This window comes from Streptomyces sp. NBC_00388, from assembly GCF_036061255.1.
GTDB lineage: Bacteria > Actinomycetota > Actinomycetes > Streptomycetales > Streptomycetaceae > Streptomyces.
This window is the reverse complement of sequence record NZ_CP107948.1, coordinates 3,491,918-3,508,124: the sequence shown is the minus strand read 5'-3', so window position 1 is coordinate 3,508,124 and position 16,207 is coordinate 3,491,918. Positions and strand designations below refer to the sequence as shown.

The following is a 16,207-nucleotide window of genomic DNA, read 5'->3' as shown; positions in this document are numbered from 1 at the left end:
CGGCTGTGGGTCGTGTACCAGAGGTCCTCAACGTGCCCCGGCGCTCAAGCGGCCACCCCGTTCCGCGGGGAGTCGGACCCAGGTTTGTACGGCCATCCCACCCAGATCTGTCGCAAGACGCACGACCCGGGGCCGCGAGTGCTGCCTCGCAGCGGGGATTGCCTGGAGCGGCGGGCCCGCCGCTCCAGGCGGCCCATTGAGGGCCGGCCCCGTCGGCTGTCCCGCTGCCACGCCCGGCAGGCCTGCCTGTGTGACCACGCCCCTGACCGCAGGGACGCGACAGGGCGGTGAGGATCACCTGGCACAGGGGCTTCCAGGCGGACGCGTCATCCCGCAGACGGCGCTCCGGCAGGTTGTGGCCGACGAGGCTGGTGGGTTTCCAGGTGGGCGACCACGGTGGCGTGGAAGCGGTCCACCGCATCGTCGATGCTGCGGATGAATCCGGATTCTGCGTTGCCGCGCGTGCTGCCCATGCTCTTCAGGAGGGAGAGGCGGAATCCAGTGATCCGGGAGCCGTCCTTCGGGAGGAGGTCGGCAGGCTCGGGCCGCAGCCGTTCCAGGGTGCCGCGGGGGCCTCCGCTCTCGCCCAGGAGGAGGGTCTCGATGCGGAGATCGGCGGGGGCTTCGGCGAGTTGACGGATCAGGCGCTTGGCCCAGGTGAGGGGATAGCCTTGCTCCGGTGCCGGTACTTCGACAGAAGTCCGCAGCTTGCCCGTACGCAGGTCAGCCACGATGGCCATGATGCCCGGTCTGCCGTCGATACGAATTTCGGCATTCAGACGGCCGTCTCCGCAGAAGCTGTCGGCAAGCGCAGTACGGCGGGAGTGGGGATCCGTACCGCGCTTGGCGCGCTGGACGGGCAGGACTTTCTGTCCCAGTTCACCGCCCAGCCGCAGGCAGACCTGGCGCACGAGTCGTTCCCAGCTCTCGACCACCTCGACGGCTCGCTTGTCGCCCTGACAGAGCGTCTCGTCCTCGATGGCCTTGCGGGTCGGCACCCAGGCGGGGCCCATGTTCTGGAAGCCGTGGCAGCCGGAGTTCTCGTGCCGCAGATAGTGGAGCAACTCGTGGAGGAGCCACGCATGGGCCGCGTTACCGACACCTTCATGGCGAATCAGCATCTGCGCCTGGTGGGCCACCTCTGCCCACGACAAGTGCCAGACAGAGACCTTGTTCTTGCGCCGTCCATCGATCTTGATATCGACGAGCGGCCTGCCCTCCAGCTGCACATCGTTGGAGAGCGTGATCACCGCCTCGTAGGCCCGCCGGGCAGCGATGTCCACGTAGTCCTGGACCTGGTCGGGCTTGAGCGGGTTGCCGTTGGTCTTGGTCTCCACGAGCGCGGTCCACAGCTTGCCTGCCCGTTCGACCCGGATGACCCCGTCAGGGCGCTTGGGTGTCTCCCCGTGAGGCAGTGAAACCTCGGTAAACGTCTCCATACGGCCTGCGGGAGCTCCGAACGCAGTCGTAAGCCTGCGCCCGAACTCCGGTACTTGTGCCATCACCGAGAGCAGGACGGAGGTCGCCCGCGTTTCCCGTTCCCGGTCATTCTTGAGGGACGAGGCCGGGAAGAGCCGGGCCAGTCGCCATGCCTCGTTCTCAGCAAGGGACTTGCGGGCCACCTTGGAGAGGACGACTTTCTTCTTGGCGGTCCGGGGACGCCGCTTCTTCTCCGGGGCCACCTCGGGCCTCATCGGCTGTGCAGGTGCGGCCGTCAGGAGCGTGGCCGGTGTATCCGCATCTGACCCGGAGTGCATGGGAACGGACTCCAAGGCCGGCTCCTGCGGCTCTCCCAGTGGCTCTTCGGGAGAGTCATCCACGTCGATTCCGAAGTCCGTCGCGAGGCCTGCCAGTCCCGACTCGTAACCCTGTCCGACAGCACGGAACTTCCATTCCCCGTTCCGCCGGTACAGCTCGCCGAAGATGAAAGCGGTCTCGGCTCCCGCGTCGGCTATGGAGAAGCCGAGCAGTGCCTCGCCCGTGCGGTCGACGACCGTCACCCGGAGGTCGTCGAGTTCACCGAACGGCGCGCCGCCGTACCGGCTCGCCGTCACAACGACCCTTTCCACGGCCAAGGGAATTTCGCTCAGATCGAGGCTGATGCGGTCCTCGCTGCCGTCCGCAGTCGGGGTCTTGCCCAGGAGTTGGACACTTCCGTCTGTTGCGGCCGGGTTGTTGTAGAAGAAGAAATCCGCGTCACTGCGCACCTTGCCGTCCGCGTCCAACAGCAGCACGGATACGTCTGCGTCTCCGTCTCCCGTCGCGCTGCACCACGCCAGGCTCACTACGACGGAGCCGGCCTCCTCGCTCAGAGAGCCGAGCCCCACATTGGCGCCTTTGACCATTTCCAGCATGTCGCCCCCCAGCGCACCGACCTGTACAGCCCGAGGGGCCGACGGCCGATCATTAACCCTGTGCAGCACCCCTGCCGCACGGGCTGAACTTTAGCGTTCGGTGGGCGCGTTGTGGTGTTTGTCACCGGGAACGAAGTGGTGGGGTGCGGGAGGTTCGTACACGAGGCGGCAGCGTGCCCGGAGCCGTTGGCCGAACGCGATCTGGCAGCCGCGATGGCCGGAGGCCGGTCACTCGCCTGCGGTCTTGTCCTTGGCGTGGGTCCAGCCCGTCAGGTGGATCGGACCGAACCACCGGGCCGCTCGCCGCACAGCCCGGTGCACCACCCCTCAGGCGTCGATGGTGGCGATGGCGTCGATGCCGTAGTTCCTGGCGTAGCCGTTCTCGACGCCGACCAGGATCTCGACGACGTCGAAGTACCGGTCCCAGAACGGCGTCTCGCGCAGCGCGTCGATCAGGAGCTGGTACGCCTGGTGATCGCGCGCCTCCCATACCCACACGTCGGTCACTCGCGCCGAGTAGAACTCCGTGTCGTAGAAGCGGGACCGCACGCCCTCCGTCTTCTTCTTGATCGCCGGCAGGACCTCCGTGGCGAACGCCTCCACCCGCTGTTCGACCGTCAGGCCGAGCCACTCGGGTGTGGTCTTGACCAGCATGAATGCCGTTACTTCGTAGCGTTCTTCGGACACGCTGTTTCCCTTCATGGGGTGGTTCGGCGGGGCTGCTCAGGCTCTGGCCGCGTCGGCCGCGTCGGCCGTGCCGGCCCGCGCCGTCCTCGGTCGACATCGGTCCGGACGGGTCCAGGGAGCAGTTCGCCCGTCGGCGAGGGCTTCACCGGTGACGGCCGCCCGGCCGATGACCACAACCTAGGGATGCGAGCGGGTTCACTGCCACGCAACTTTCACAAGGGGTTGTTGCGTAGGGTGCAACTATGCCTGAGCAGCTCGACCTCAACCTCCTGCGCGTGTTCGACGCCCTCCTGCACGAGGGCAGCGTCACGGTCGCTGCCGAGCGACTCCACCTGTCCATCCCGGCGACCAGCCGCGCCCTGGGGCGGTTGCGGCGCGCGATGGGCGATCCGATCCTGGTCCGCGCCGGTCGCGGCATGGCGCCGACACCGTTCGCGCTGCGCACCGCCCCTCGGGTGCGCTCGCTGCTGGAGGAAGCGTCGGCGCTGATCAGCGCCGACCGCGAGGTCGTTCCCGCCGAGCTCGTCCGTACCTTCACGATCCGCATCAACGACGGCGTCGCCGCGACCCTCGCGACAGCACTGGCCGACGCCACCGCAACGGCCGCCCCTGGCGTGACGCTGCGCTTCGTCCCGGAGGGCAGCGAAAGTGTCGAGGCCCTGCGTGACGGCTCGGTCGACCTGGACATCGGTGTCCGTGACGTCGCCACCCCCGACATCCGCACGACGGTCCTGTACCGCGAGCGGCTCATCGGCGTCGTGAGCGCATCCCACCCGCTCAGCCGCCACCGCCGGCCGACGCTGGCTCAACTGTGCGACCACCCGCACGTCTCGGCCTCCCGCCGCGGACGCTTCCGCGGGCCGCTCGACGACGTGCTCGATGCCGCGGGCCTGCGGCGCCACGTCGCCGCCGTCGTGCCCACCTTCGCCGCCGCCGCGATCCTGGTCGGATCGAGCCCCTACGTCGGACTCGTCCCGCGGCGCCTGGCCGAACAGCTCGGCCCCGGCCTGGGGCTGTACTGGTTCCCCATCCCCGCGCCGCTGCCCGAGCCCGACGTGCAGATGTTCTGGCACACCCGGCTCGACGCCGACCCGGCTCAGCGCTGGCTGCGCGAGACCATCCACGCTCGGCTCCGCAACGGGTCGTGAGCCTGGTGGGTGATGCGCTGTGCCGCTGACGGGGGTGCTTCCCCGGCGCGGATGACAGCGGGGCCCCGCCTCGCCTCACCGGAGTCGGAACCGGTGGTGCGGGACGGGGCCCTCGCGGCCGTACGGGACGGGGTGCGTCAGCCCTGACAGCCGGCGCACTGGCACGGAGCGCCGGACTGGCAGCCGCAGCCGCAGCCCGAGCCGCAGCCGCAGGCGCCGAGAATGCGCAGATGGTGCACTTCGACGGGGGCTTTCTGCTGGGGGTCGGTGACGGGGGAATCGGCCATGGGTTCCTCCTGCTCGGCGGGCGAGGACGTACTGCCTCGGCCATCCCATACCCACCCCGGCGGGGCGCATCAAGGGCGCATGCGCGCAAGCGCGCCGTTCACGCCCCCTCGACCTGTGCCGGGGCGGACTGGAGCTCGTCGGCGTGCTCGCCCGTCACCAGATAGACGACCCGCTTGGCCACCGACACCGCATGGTCGGCGAACCGCTCGTAGTAGCGGCCGAGGAGCGTCACGTCGACCGCCGTCTCGATGCCGTGCTTCCAGCGGTCGTCCATCAGGTGCTGGAAGAGCGTCCGGTGCAGCAGGTCCATCTCGTCGTCGTCCGTCTCCAGCTGGAGCGCCAGGTCGACGTCCATCGTGATGATGACCTCCGCCGCCTTCGCCATCAGCCGCTGCGCGAGCTGGCCCATCTCCAGGATGGTGGCGTGCAGATCATGCGGAACAGCCCGGTCCGGATAGCGGAGGCGAGTGAGCTTCGCGACGTGCTGGGCCAGGTCGCCCGAGCGCTCCAGGTCGGCGCTCATCCGCAGCGAGGTGACCACGATGCGCAGATCGGTGGCGACGGGCTGCTGCCTCGCGAGCAGGGCGATGGCCCGTGCCTCCAGGTCGTGCTGGAGGTCGTCGACCTTCTGATCGGCGGCGATCACACTCTCGGCGAGCTTCAGATCGGCGTCCAGCATGGCGGTCGTGGCCCGGCCGATCGCCGAACCGACGAGCCGGGCCATCTCGACCAGGCCTTCGCCGATCGAGTCCAGTTCCTCGTGGTACGCGTCCCGCATGGGAGTCCCTCTCTTGTGCAGCTGATCTCGTGCAGCTGATCCGGTGCGGCCGGCACGGCCTGGAGGTGCCCGACAGGTGTCCCACCTCCACGCCTCCACGGTCGGTGGGCCACGCGTCCGTTTCCGTCATCCCAAGTGAACCGGCCCTATCCCCTCGGTGAACTCTGGGCGACGAACGTTCGAGCAGGCGCCCGTATGGCTGGGGGTGTGTCGGTGAGGCCGCATAACCTGGAGCACATGGACGTGAACGCGGCGGTCGCCGCAGCAAGCGCGATCGCCGGGCTGTGCACCGGTGTCATCGGCGTGCTGGCGTTCCGCTGGAGCGAGCGCGAGCTGGCACGCCCCACCCGGACCTCCCTGCACACCGACGACGTGCTGCCGCCCGGCGTGGACACCGTCCTCTCCGTGCTCAGCTCCTCGGCCGTGGTCCTCGACGAGAGCGACTCGGTGGTCAAGGCCAGTTCGGCGGCGTACGCGCTGGGCCTGGTCAGAGGCGGGAAGCTGGCTGTGGAGCCCATGCTGCACATGGCCAGGGACACCCGGCGTGACGGGGAGATACGGCAGGTCGAGCTGGACCTGCCCCGCCGGGGCACCGGGCGCGGCGAGGCACTCGCGGTCTCCGCCCGGGTGGCGCCGCTCGGCTCCCGGCTGGTGCTGCTGCTCGTCGAGGACCTCACCGAGGCCCGGCGCATCGAAGCCGTAAGGCGCGACTTCGTCGCCAACGTCAGCCATGAACTGAAGACCCCGGTCGGCGCGCTCTCGCTGCTCTCCGAGGCGGTCATGGGCGCATCGGACGACCCGGAGGCGGTCACCCGGTTCGCGGGCCGGATGCAGATAGAGGCGACCCGCCTCACCAATCTGGTCCAAGAGCTCATCGACCTCTCCCGGGTGCAGAACGACGACCCGCTGGAGGACGCCGAGCCGGTCCGGGTCGACGTCCTGGTCGCCGAGGCGATCGACCGCTGCCGCCACCAGGCGGGCACCAAGCAGATCACCATGGCGGCCGGCGGCACGGCCGACCTCCACGTCTGGGGCAACCGCTCCCAGCTCGCCGCCGCGCTGGGAAACCTCGTGGAGAACGCGGTCAACTACTCACCGGCCCGCACCCGGGTCGGCATCGCGGCCCGCCGCACCTCCGCCCCCGGCGGCGACCACATCGAGATCGCCGTCACCGACCAGGGGCTCGGCATCACCGAGAAGGACCGCGAGCGGATCTTCGAGCGCTTCTACCGTGTCGACCCGGCCCGCTCGCGGGCCACCGGCGGTACGGGACTGGGCCTCGCCATCGTCAAACACGTGGCCGCCTCGCACGGCGGGGAGGTCACGGTGTGGAGCTCGGAGGGCCAGGGCTCCACCTTCACCCTGCGGCTGCCGGAAGCCGGATCCGTACGCAATCGACGCGACCGTACGGAACGAACCCCCGCACCCGGCGACCCGGACCACCCCGCTGACCCCGACGACGCTGTCGGCGATGACGGCGACCAGCCCTTCGCGAGCTTCCTGTCCTCTGAACCCATTCCTGCCCCGGAGGTCCTTCCGTGACCCGAGTGCTTGTCGTCGAGGATGAGGAATCCTTCAGCGACGCCCTGTCCTACATGCTCCGCAAGGAAGGATTCGAGGTCGCCATCGCGGCCACGGGTCCCGACGGGCTCGACGAATTCGAGCGCAACGGCGCCGACCTCGTCCTGCTCGACCTGATGCTGCCGGGGCTGCCCGGCACCGAGGTGTGCCGCCAGCTGCGTGGCCGCTCCAACGTCCCGGTGATCATGGTCACCGCCAAGGACAGCGAGATCGACAAGGTGGTCGGCCTGGAAATAGGAGCCGATGACTACGTCACCAAGCCCTTCTCGTCACGGGAGCTGGTCGCCCGTATCCGCGCGGTGCTGCGCCGCCGGGGCGAGCCGGAGGAGGTCTCTCCCGCGGCTCTGGAGGCAGGCCCGGTGCGGATGGACGTGGACCGCCATGTCGTGACCGTCTCCGGCGCCAAGGTCGATCTGCCGCTCAAGGAGTTCGACCTGCTGGAGATGCTGCTCAGGAACGCGGGCCGGGTCCTGACCCGTATGCAGCTGATCGACCGGGTCTGGGGCGCGGACTACGTCGGCGACACCAAGACCCTCGACGTCCATGTGAAGCGGCTGCGTGCCAAGATCGAGCCGGACCCGGGGGCGCCCAGGTATCTGGTGACGGTCCGGGGGCTGGGCTACAAGTTCGAGCCGTAAACCGGCGCACGGGCAGTCGCGCGCATACGAACGGGGGTGCCCCCGCCGGAACCGAGGTGTTCCGGCGGGGGCACCCCCGTATCCGCTGGTACTGGACGACCGGGCCCAGGGGCGGGTCAGCTGCTCGGCGAGGGGGGGCCGGCCGGCGATCCGGTGCCGCCGGGGGTGGCGTTCCCGCCGGGGGACGCGGTGCCGCCCGGGCTGGCCTTGCCCGACGGGGACGCCGGACCGGAGGGCGTCGCCTTCGGTGAGGGTGTCGCGGGCAGGCTGCTCGGTCCGAAGCCGTGGAAGTAGCTGGTGGCCGGGACGACGAGCGCGGCCAGCGCCACCCGACCCGTCTCGCTGAACTGGAAGACCAGGTTCTGCGTGGAGCCGTCGGCGGCCGCGCCGCGGCCGTCGGCGAGCACGGCGGCCGCGTTGTTCTTGCCGCCGACGGTGACCGAACCGTGCGCGGGCACCGAGATCGGCCCCTTGCCCGAGGCCGCGGTGAGCTTCACCGGCGAGCCGGAGCCCGCGAGCTTGACGTTCTGGAGCGTCTGGCTCGTGTCGCCGTTGTTGAAGAGGGTCGCCGAGATGACGGCGGGGCCCTTGACCGTGGCCTTCGGCTGGGTGATCACCGTCGCGTTCTGGACCTTGATGACACCGACCGAGGTGGCGGCGTTGTCCGGCTTGACCTCGATCGTCGCCGCGTTGTTGCCCGCGCCACAGGCGGACAGGGCGGCGATCGAGACCACGATGGCGGAAGCGGCGAGGACGCCGCGACGAAGGCTGCTGCTCACGGCGGCGGCTTCTCCTAGGACGTACGGACAGGGGGGCGGGAGGGGGTAAAGCCTCCCTAAGGGTGTGTCAGCGGCCTCAGGTTACCGAGCCGTCGTCACGGCCCCGCACCCGACCCGCCCCGCGGCCGGTGCGGGAACCTCACCGGTGACTGCGGGCCGCCCGATCCCATCGTTTCGCGCGTCGCTCGCATAACGCGAGTGATCAATTCACTCTGCCGCTCTCCGCTGCCACGTATTCCTTACGGAAAACCCTCTTCCGGCGCACAATGATCAATTTCTGATTGCGTCCGTATGGGTGATCGACATCCGAACTGCGGTCGCGAAGTTCACCGTTTCGAATGCGGCAAATCGGTACATAAGCCGCCTGTCGGAAGGCTTCGGATCCCTGTGGTGCGTGCGTTTCTCTCTGTGCGCAGAGCCGCTCCGACCTGCGAATACCGCCCCGGAGGCGCCGTCCGCAGCACGTTCGTGTTGCTGTTGTCAAGCCCTGAGATATGCCCTGACCTGCGAAAACGTCATTCAGAAGAAGCGGTTCTCGTGTTAGACTGGATAGCCACGGAAGGGGTACCTGTCACATGACGTTCAAGGTTGGCGACACCGTGGTCTATCCCCATCACGGGGCCGCGCTGATCGAGGCTATCGAAACTCGCCAGATCAAAGGCGTGGACAAGACCTACTTGGTGCTCAAGGTCGCTCAGGGCGACCTGACCGTACGCGTACCCGCGGACAATGCGGAGTTCGTAGGCGTGCGTGACGTGGTTGGTCAGGAAGGGCTGGACCGGGTCTTCGAAGTACTTCGTGCACCGTACGCCGAAGAGCCCACGAACTGGTCCCGTCGCTACAAGGCGAATCTTGAGAAGCTCGCCTCCGGCGACGTCATCAAGGTGGCCGAAGTGGTCCGTGACCTGTGGCGTCGTGAGCGTGAGCGCGGACTCTCCGCTGGTGAGAAGCGCATGCTCGCCAAGGCCCGCCAGATCCTGGTGAGCGAACTCGCTCTCGCGGAGAACACCAACGAGGACAAGGCCGAGGCACTGCTCGACGAGGTCCTCGCGTCCTGAATTGCTGGACCTGCTTTACCTGCTTGGCGCTTTGAATGCCGTGGTGCCCGCTGACCACATGGAATAAGTCCATGTGTCGCCGGGCGCTACGGCATGCTGTTTTCCCGCGCAACCGTTTCCCGCGCAGCTCTCCCCCCCGGCTCCGAAGCCGCTTTCCCACTGGCTGGGACCGGCTCCGGCGGGGCCCGCTCTTCTGTTTTCCATGGAGCGATGCTGCGTGAGCAGTACCTTCATCGGTACGTGGTGTGCCGGGCCCGGGATGCCGAATCGACCAGTCGTCACGGAAGGGGCCGGTCAGGGCGTCGCGCCCGGCACGCTTGTGCCCATACCCAAGTCGGCCGAGGACACAAACCCTGAACGCGCACCCGATGTCAGACGAGCCCGGGACCCGCTCCCGCACCGGATCCACCGCCGGATCCCGGCCCACCACTCCGCCCGCTTCCGGCCACACCACCGCCGCGGTGATCCCCGCCGCCGGCCGCGGTGTCCGGCTGGGCCCCGGAGCCCCCAAGGCGCTCCGCGCCCTCAACGGAACGCCCATGCTGGTCCACGCCGTACGGGCGATGGCCGGATCGCGTGCCGTCTCCCTCGTGGTCGTCGTGGCCCCGCCGGACGGCGCCGCCGGGGTCGAGGCCCTGCTGGCCGAGTACTCCTGTCCCGCAGGCACCGAGCTCCTGGTCGTGCCCGGCGGTGACACCCGTCAGGAGTCCGTCCGCCTCGGGATCGGCGTACTTCCCGAGAGCGTGACCGCGGTGCTGGTCCACGACGCGGCCCGCCCGCTCGTGCCCGTCGAGACCGTGGACGCGGTGATCGAAGCGGTACGGAACGGCGCCCCCGCGGTCGTCCCCGCGCTGCCGCTCTCCGACACCGTCAAGCAGGTGGAGCCCAGGAGCGACGGCGGGCCCGAGCCGGTCGTCGCCACCCCGGAGCGGGCCCTGCTGCGCGCCGTGCAGACCCCGCAGGGCTTCGACCGTGCGCTGCTCGCCCGCGCGCACGCCACCGTGACCCACGACGTCACCGACGACGCGAGCATGGTGGAGCAGCTGGGCGTGCCGGTCGTGGTGGTCCCCGGACACGAAGAGGCGTTCAAGGTGACCAGGCCGCTCGACCTGGTCCTGGCCGAGGCGGTTCTCGCCCGCAGGAGGGTCAACGATGGGTTCTGAGTACGAGCGGTCCGGGCAGCCCGGACCCGAACAGCCGGTGCGGCCGTCCGCGCCCGCGGTGCTGCCCCAGGTCGGTATCGGGACCGACATCCACGCCTTCGAGGAGGGGCGCGAGCTCTGGTGCGCCGGGCTCCGCTGGGAGGGCGAGGGCCCCGGCCTCGCCGGGCACTCCGACGCGGACGTGGTGGCCCACGCGGCCTGCAACGCCCTCTTCTCCGCGGCAGGGATCGGTGACCTCGGCGCCCACTTCGGCACCGGCCGCCCCGAGTGGTCCGGGGCCTCCGGCCTCACCCTGCTCGCCGAGGCCGCCAGGATCGTCCGCGCCGAGGGATTCACCATCGGCAATGTGGCCGTCCAGGTCGTCGGGTCCCGGCCGAAGATCGGCAAGCGCAGGGACGAGGCGCAGAAGATCCTTTCGGGTGCTGTCGGCGCGCCCGTCTCGGTCTCCGCCGCCACCAGCGACGGTCTCGGTTTCACCGGGCGGGACGAAGGGCTGGCGGCCATCGCGACGGCGCTGGTGGTCCGCACGTAACGAGCGCGCGGCGCTGTGGGCCGGTCCACGGCTGTCCGGACAGGCGCGGCGCTGGGGGGAAGCCGGGACAGCGGCGCGGTGTTGGGGTAGGCATGGGGGCGCACACCCTGTGCCGGGACCAGCACCGAGAGCTGTCGTACGGGGTGCGCACCCCGTACGACGTCCGACCTCGAACAATGTTCCGCACCCTGTTCCGCAATCTGTTCAGCAACCCGGAGGCCAGCCCGTGTCTGCCGTACTCAGCGACAAGCTCAAGGAACTTCTCGACAGCCCCGTCTTCGTCAACATCGCCACCATCCAGCCGGACGGCAGCCCGCAGGTGAGCCCGGTCTGGGTGAAGCGGGACGGCGACGATGTCCTGATCTCGACCACGGTCGACCGCCGCAAGGAGCAGAACCTGCGCCGCGACCCCCGGGTCACCGTGCTGGTCCAGCCCGCCGACGCGCCCTACTCGTACGCCGAGATCCGGGGCTCCGCGACGCTCAGTACCGAGGGCGGGCAGGAGCTGATCGACGAGCTGGCGCTGAAGTACCAGGGCAAGCCGTATGCCGAGTTCAACCCGGACTCGGCCAACGACGCTCCCCGGGTCGTCGTGAGGATCACCCCGCGCAAGGTCGTGGGCAGCATCTGAGAGGCGGATCCCGCCCAGGAGACCGCTCCCGCGCCTGCCCGGGCGGGTCTCCGCGCCCTGTCCGGCCGCCGCGCGCCGGCTGCCGGACAGGGCTCCGGGGGCACTGTTGCGTCACACTTGCCTGCCCCGTCGGCCAAAGGGTCGCGGGGCACTGGTATGGGGCCACTACCCTGGTGCAGTGACTATTCGTCTGTACGACACCAGCGCCCGGCAGATCCGCGACTTCGTCCCGCTCACAGCGGGCTGTGTCTCGATCTACCTCTGTGGCGCCACGGTGCAGGCGGCCCCGCACATCGGGCACATCAGGTCCGGGCTGAATTTCGACATCATGCGCCGCTGGTTCGCCTACCGCGGGTACGAGGTCACGTTCATCCGGAACGTCACGGACATCGACGACAAGATCATCAAGAAGGCCGCGGAGCAGAACCGCCCCTGGTGGTCGATCGGCTACGAGAACGAGCGCGCGTTCAACACCGGATACGACGTGCTCGGCTGCCTGCCGGTCACCTATGAGCCGCGTGCCACCGGTCACATGACCGAGATGATCGAGATGATGCGCGTCCTGATCGAGCGCGGCCACGCCTACGAGGCCGACGGCAACGTCTACTTCGACGTGCGTTCGTACGACGGCTATCTGCAGCTCTCCAACCAGGACCTGGACGGGCTGCGCCAGCCCGCCGAGGACGGGGTGACCGGCAAGCGCGACCCGCGGGACTTCGCCATGTGGAAGTCCGTCAAGCCCGGCGAGCCCTCCTGGGAGACCCCCTGGGGCCCCGGCCGGCCCGGCTGGCACCTGGAGTGCTCGGCGATGGCGCACAAGTACCTGGGCCGCGCCTTCGACATCCACGGCGGCGGGATCGACCTGATCTTCCCGCACCACGAGAACGAGATCGCGCAGTCCAAGGCCTACGGCGACGACTTCGCCGCGTACTGGCTGCACAACGCCTGGGTCACCATGAGCGGGGAGAAGATGTCCAAGTCGCTGGGCAACTCCGTACTGGTCAGCGAGATGGTCAAGCAGTGGCGGCCCATCGTCCTGCGCTACTACCTGGGGACCCCGCACTACCGGTCGATGATCGAGTACAGCGAGGACGCGCTGCGGGAGGCCGAGTCGGCCTTCGCCCGCATCGAGGGTTTCGTCCAGCGGGTCATCGAGAAGGCGGGGGGCGCGGTCGCCCCGGCCGCCGAGGTGCCGCCCGCCTTCGCCGAGGCGATGGACGACGACATGGGCGTCCCGCAGGCGCTGGCGATCGTGCACACCACGGTCCGCCAGGGAAATTCCGCGCTCGCCGCCGACGACAAGGAAGCCGCAGTCGCCCGGCTCGCGGAGGTACGGGCCATGCTGGGTGTCCTGGGCCTCGACCCGCTCGACGAGCACTGGGCGGGCGAGGGGGACCGCGGCGAGGACCTGCACGGGGCGGTGGACACGCTCGTGCGGCTCGTACTCGAACAGCGCGAGGCCGCCAGGGGCCGGAAGGACTGGGCCACCGCGGACGCGATCCGCGACCAGCTCCAGCAATCGGGCCTGGTCATCGAGGACGGGCAGAACGGTCCGCGCTGGACCCTCGGCCCGCGGTGAGCACTCCGCCGCCGTTCGCGGCACACTTTCCTATACGTAGTACGTACTGAGCAGCAGAGAAACAGGTAGGTCATGGCCGGGAACAGCCAGCGCAGGAACCGCCGCACGTCCAACAAGAAGGGCGCGCAGGTCGGCAGCGGGGGCCAGCGACGCCGCGGCCTGGAGGGGAAGGGGCCGACGCCGCCCGCGTCCGAACGCAAGGGGCACAAGAAGAACCGCGTCGCAGGCGCGCAGGCACGGCAGGCCGCGGCCCGCCGTCCCGCTCCGCGCCGGGGCGGCGCCAAGGGCACGTCCGAGATGGTCGTCGGCCGTAACCCGGTCTACGAGGCGCTGCGCGACGGCGTCCCGGCGGTGACCCTCTACGTCCAGCAGTACATCGACAACGACGAGCGGGTGCGCGAGGCGCTCCAGCTCGCCGGGCAGCGCGGCAACATCAACCTGATGGAGGCCCCGCGCCCGGAGCTGGACCGGATGACGAACGGCCTGAACCACCAGGGCCTCGTCCTCCAGGTCCCGCCGTACGAGTACGCGCACCCCGAGGACCTCACCTCCGCCGCGTACGACGCCAACGAGGACCCGCTGATCGTCGCTCTCGACGGTGTGACCGACCCGCGGAACCTCGGAGCGATCGTCCGCTCCGTCTCCGCGTTCGGCGGCCACGGCGTGGTCGTACCCGAGCGCCGGGCGGCCGGCATGACGGCGGGCGCCTGGAAGTCCTCGGCGGGCACGGCCGCGCGTACGCCGGTCTCCCGCGTCACCAACCTGACGCGGGCGCTGGAGAGCTACCAGAAGGCCGGCATCACGGTCGTCGGTCTGGCGGCCGACGGCGAGCACGAGGTGCAGGACCTGGAGGCGCTGGGCGGCCCGGTCGTCATCGTCATCGGCAGTGAGGGCAAGGGCCTCGGCCGGCTCGTCGGCGAGACCTGCGACTACCGGGTGCGGATCCCGATGCCGGGTGGTGCGGAGTCGCTGAACGCCGGTGTCGCCGCGGGCATCGTTCTCTACGAGGCGGCGCGCCGCCGGGCCTGAGTCCGGAACGGGAAGTCCACAGCCCGGTGCGCATGGTCCGTTCCGGCGGGCGGTGCGCACCGGGCTGTTCCGCGGGCGCCGTTGTCGCTGGTGAGGGCCGCGTGCCGGAACGGCCGGGCGGTCCGCTGGGATGCGCTCTGCCTTACGGGCAACGCCTGTTGACGGGTCGCGGACAGATCGGGAGTGTCAAGGCAGTGTCCTAAACCTGTGTCACTCGGTTAGATGAGCGTGGACACCAGAACACCCGGGTTCGACGACCTGCCCGCGCTGAGCATGGTCAAGGTGCCGTGCGATCCCGCACAGGTCGTCGTCAACCACGCCAGCTTCCGGGTGCAGCTCGCACCGAACTCGATTCTGCGGCCCGCCGGTTCGGGCCTGAAGGACCCGGCAAGGATCCCCGCGGCCTCCGGGGCGGGCGGGCGTCGCCGGGCCCCCGTCGTGTGGAGTGGGAAGTCGGCCCCCGACGACACCGGCGCCATCAGACTTCTCCAGGCCGTGCGGAACTCCGGCGTCCAGGAGGTCGGTTACGCGTCCGGCCACGACACGGGCGCCACCCAGGTCATCCCGCGCGTCGGCGTCGACGGCGCGGACGGCCCGCCGATGGGCGGCCCCGGCACGCAGTTGCTGCCCAGGATGCGTGAGGCCGTCGGCGCGTACGACGAGCAGCAGCGCTACCCGGGCAGTACCGATGCCGGCGACGGCTTCGACGATCCCTTCGACGACGGCCCCGGCTACGGGCCCGAAGGGAGCCGTACGGAGAGGCGGCCGGGGGCGGACGGCGTCCGCCACGCGTACTACCCCGACCGCCGGATGAACCTCGGCGTGGTGCTGCTCCCGCTCCGCGTGTTCCTCGGGTTCATCTCGATGTACGCCGGCATGGGCAAGCTCTGCGACCCGGTCTACTTCGACGGTGGCGAACGCGGCTCCATGGTCAAGTGGCTGCATTCGCTGCATCCTTGGGCGCTGGCGAGCCCGCTCCGCGACTTCGCCCTGTCGCATCCGGTGGGCGCCGGGCTGACCATCGCGTTCCTGCAGGTCGTGGTCGGGGTGCTGACCGTACTCGGCCTCTGGCAGCGGGTCGCGGGCGTCTTCGGGGCCCTGCTCTCCGCGGCGCTCGTCGTCACGGTGAGCTGGCGGACCGTACCGGTCTACGACGCGCCGGACATCATCTATCTCGCCGCCTGGTCGCCGCTGATCATCGCGGGCGCCCCGGTCTACTCGATCGACAGCAGGCTCGCGGGTGAGGCCTGGCGCACCCTCGGTCCCCGCTCCGAACTGGCCGCCCTGCGGCGGCGGGTGCTGCGGCGCGGGGCCGTCGTCGCCTCGGTGGTCGTGGGTCTGACGCTGATCATCGGCGCGGTGCTGGGCGGCGCCGTCCGCTCCGCCCAGGTCGTGACCGTGCCGGGTCCGAACACCGATCCCACCAACCGGCTTCCCGGGCAGCCGCTGCCGCAGGAGCCCGGCGCCTCGGGCAGCCCGTCGCAGCAGCGCACGTCGCGGTCGCCCGCGCCGTCCGCGAGCGGTGCGGCCCGTCCCTCGGCGGATCCGTCCACACCCGGCGCTGTCCGGGAGACCGCGACCGTCGGCTCCACGGGCCGCCAGCAGCCCAGCGAGACACAGGGCACCGGCCGGCAGCCGTCGCAGCAGCAACAGCAGCAGGCTCCGCCGCCCCCCGCGGCGACCAGCGCGGGCCCCTCGGCCTCGGGCGGTACGAGCACCAGCGGGGGCGGCGCGAGCGGCGGCTCCGGGACGTCCGGCGGGGGAGAGGGCGGCAGCTCGTCCGGCGGGGGCAGCAACAAGAACCCGATCGGCGGCCTTCTCGGCTGAGGCAGCCGCAGGAGCGGGCGTATCGCGGAGGGGCGATCGCGAAGGCGGTCGCCCCTCCGCCATGTCGCCCGTACCGCAGGCGCGTTGGGGCACGCAGGCTCGTTGGGGCACGCGGGCACGCGGGCACGCGGAGTG

General features: G+C 70.1%; 15 protein-coding genes. 10 read left to right on the top strand and 5 right to left on the bottom strand.

Annotated elements, in window-relative coordinates; translation table 11 throughout:
• Positions 1 to 326 precede the first annotated feature (326 nt).
• Both OG917_RS15820 and OG917_RS15815 read right to left on the bottom strand, forming a co-directional pair.
• Complete coding sequence (locus OG917_RS15820) at positions 327 to 2,345, bottom strand: TerD family protein (protein WP_328321923.1); 2,019 nt, start codon at positions 2,343 to 2,345, stop codon at positions 327 to 329.
• A 336-nt stretch (positions 2,346 to 2,681) separates the two neighbouring features.
• Positions 2,682 to 3,056 (bottom strand): darcynin family protein, encoded by a 375-nt coding sequence (locus OG917_RS15815; RefSeq protein WP_443058969.1) that lies wholly within the window; start codon positions 3,054 to 3,056, stop codon positions 2,682 to 2,684.
• Between the two features lie 227 nt (positions 3,057 to 3,283).
• Between OG917_RS15815 and OG917_RS15810 the strand changes: the two genes are divergently transcribed.
• Positions 3,284 to 4,189, top strand: a complete 906-nt coding sequence (locus tag OG917_RS15810) for a LysR family transcriptional regulator (protein WP_328318245.1) — start codon at positions 3,284 to 3,286, stop codon at positions 4,187 to 4,189.
• 137 nt (positions 4,190 to 4,326) lie between these two features.
• Here the strand turns inward: OG917_RS15810 and OG917_RS15805 are convergent, their stop codons facing one another.
• Entirely contained in the window at positions 4,327 to 4,476 is a 150-nt protein-coding gene (locus OG917_RS15805) for a hypothetical protein (RefSeq protein ID WP_328318244.1), read from the bottom strand.
• Positions 4,477 to 4,574: 98 nt separating this feature from the next.
• Entirely contained in the window at positions 4,575 to 5,255 is a 681-nt protein-coding gene (phoU, locus tag OG917_RS15800) for a phosphate signaling complex protein PhoU (protein WP_327296732.1), read from the bottom strand.
• Positions 5,256 to 5,492: 237 nt separating this feature from the next.
• Between phoU and OG917_RS15795 the strand changes: the two genes are divergently transcribed.
• Together OG917_RS15795 and OG917_RS15790 are read left to right on the top strand one after the other, a co-directional pair.
• Positions 5,493 to 6,797 carry a sensor histidine kinase gene (locus tag OG917_RS15795; RefSeq protein ID WP_328318243.1) on the top strand — a complete coding sequence of 435 codons (1,305 nt, stop codon included), beginning with the start codon at positions 5,493 to 5,495 and terminating at the stop codon, positions 6,795 to 6,797.
• Entirely contained in the window at positions 6,794 to 7,474 is a 681-nt protein-coding gene (locus OG917_RS15790) for a response regulator transcription factor (protein WP_102918029.1), read from the top strand. Before OG917_RS15795 ends, OG917_RS15790 begins: the two co-directional genes overlap by 4 nt.
• 116 nt (positions 7,475 to 7,590) lie before the next feature.
• On the opposite strand, the gene OG917_RS15785 is transcribed toward OG917_RS15790, so the two are convergent.
• A complete protein-coding gene (locus OG917_RS15785) occupies positions 7,591 to 8,253 on the bottom strand; it encodes a DUF461 domain-containing protein (RefSeq protein WP_328318242.1) in 663 nt (220 codons plus the stop codon).
• 575 nt (positions 8,254 to 8,828) lie between these two features.
• On the opposite strand from OG917_RS15785, the gene OG917_RS15780 reads away from it, so the two are divergent.
• The 7 genes from OG917_RS15780 (at position 8,829) to OG917_RS15750 (ending at position 16,072) form a co-directional block, all read left to right on the top strand.
• The gene (locus OG917_RS15780) at positions 8,829 to 9,311 is read left to right on the top strand and encodes a CarD family transcriptional regulator (protein ID WP_006380568.1); all 483 of its coding nucleotides are present in this window, start codon (positions 8,829 to 8,831) and stop codon (positions 9,309 to 9,311) included.
• Positions 9,312 to 9,679: 368 nt separating this feature from the next.
• Complete coding sequence (ispD, locus tag OG917_RS15775) at positions 9,680 to 10,474, top strand: 2-C-methyl-D-erythritol 4-phosphate cytidylyltransferase (protein ID WP_328318241.1); 795 nt, start codon at positions 9,680 to 9,682, stop codon at positions 10,472 to 10,474.
• Positions 10,464 to 11,006: a 2-C-methyl-D-erythritol 2,4-cyclodiphosphate synthase gene (gene ispF, locus OG917_RS15770; RefSeq protein ID WP_328318240.1), complete on the top strand. Its 543-nt coding sequence runs from the start codon at positions 10,464 to 10,466 to the stop codon at positions 11,004 to 11,006. The genes ispD and ispF overlap by 11 nt, the downstream gene beginning before the upstream one ends.
• 226 nt (positions 11,007 to 11,232) lie before the next feature.
• Positions 11,233 to 11,637 carry a PPOX class F420-dependent oxidoreductase gene (locus tag OG917_RS15765; protein WP_328318239.1) on the top strand — a complete coding sequence of 135 codons (405 nt, stop codon included), beginning with the start codon at positions 11,233 to 11,235 and terminating at the stop codon, positions 11,635 to 11,637.
• A 178-nt stretch (positions 11,638 to 11,815) separates the two neighbouring features.
• Positions 11,816 to 13,216 (top strand): cysteine--tRNA ligase, encoded by a 1,401-nt coding sequence (gene cysS / locus OG917_RS15760; RefSeq protein ID WP_328318237.1) that lies wholly within the window; start codon positions 11,816 to 11,818, stop codon positions 13,214 to 13,216.
• A 72-nt stretch (positions 13,217 to 13,288) separates the two neighbouring features.
• On the top strand, positions 13,289 to 14,245 hold the full coding sequence (rlmB, locus tag OG917_RS15755) for a 23S rRNA (guanosine(2251)-2'-O)-methyltransferase RlmB (protein WP_328318236.1): 957 nt from the start codon (positions 13,289 to 13,291) through the stop codon (positions 14,243 to 14,245).
• Positions 14,246 to 14,467: 222 nt separating this feature from the next.
• Positions 14,468 to 16,072 (top strand): DoxX family membrane protein, encoded by a 1,605-nt coding sequence (locus OG917_RS15750; RefSeq protein ID WP_328318235.1) that lies wholly within the window; start codon positions 14,468 to 14,470, stop codon positions 16,070 to 16,072.
• The last annotated feature ends 135 nt before the right edge of the window (positions 16,073 to 16,207 follow it).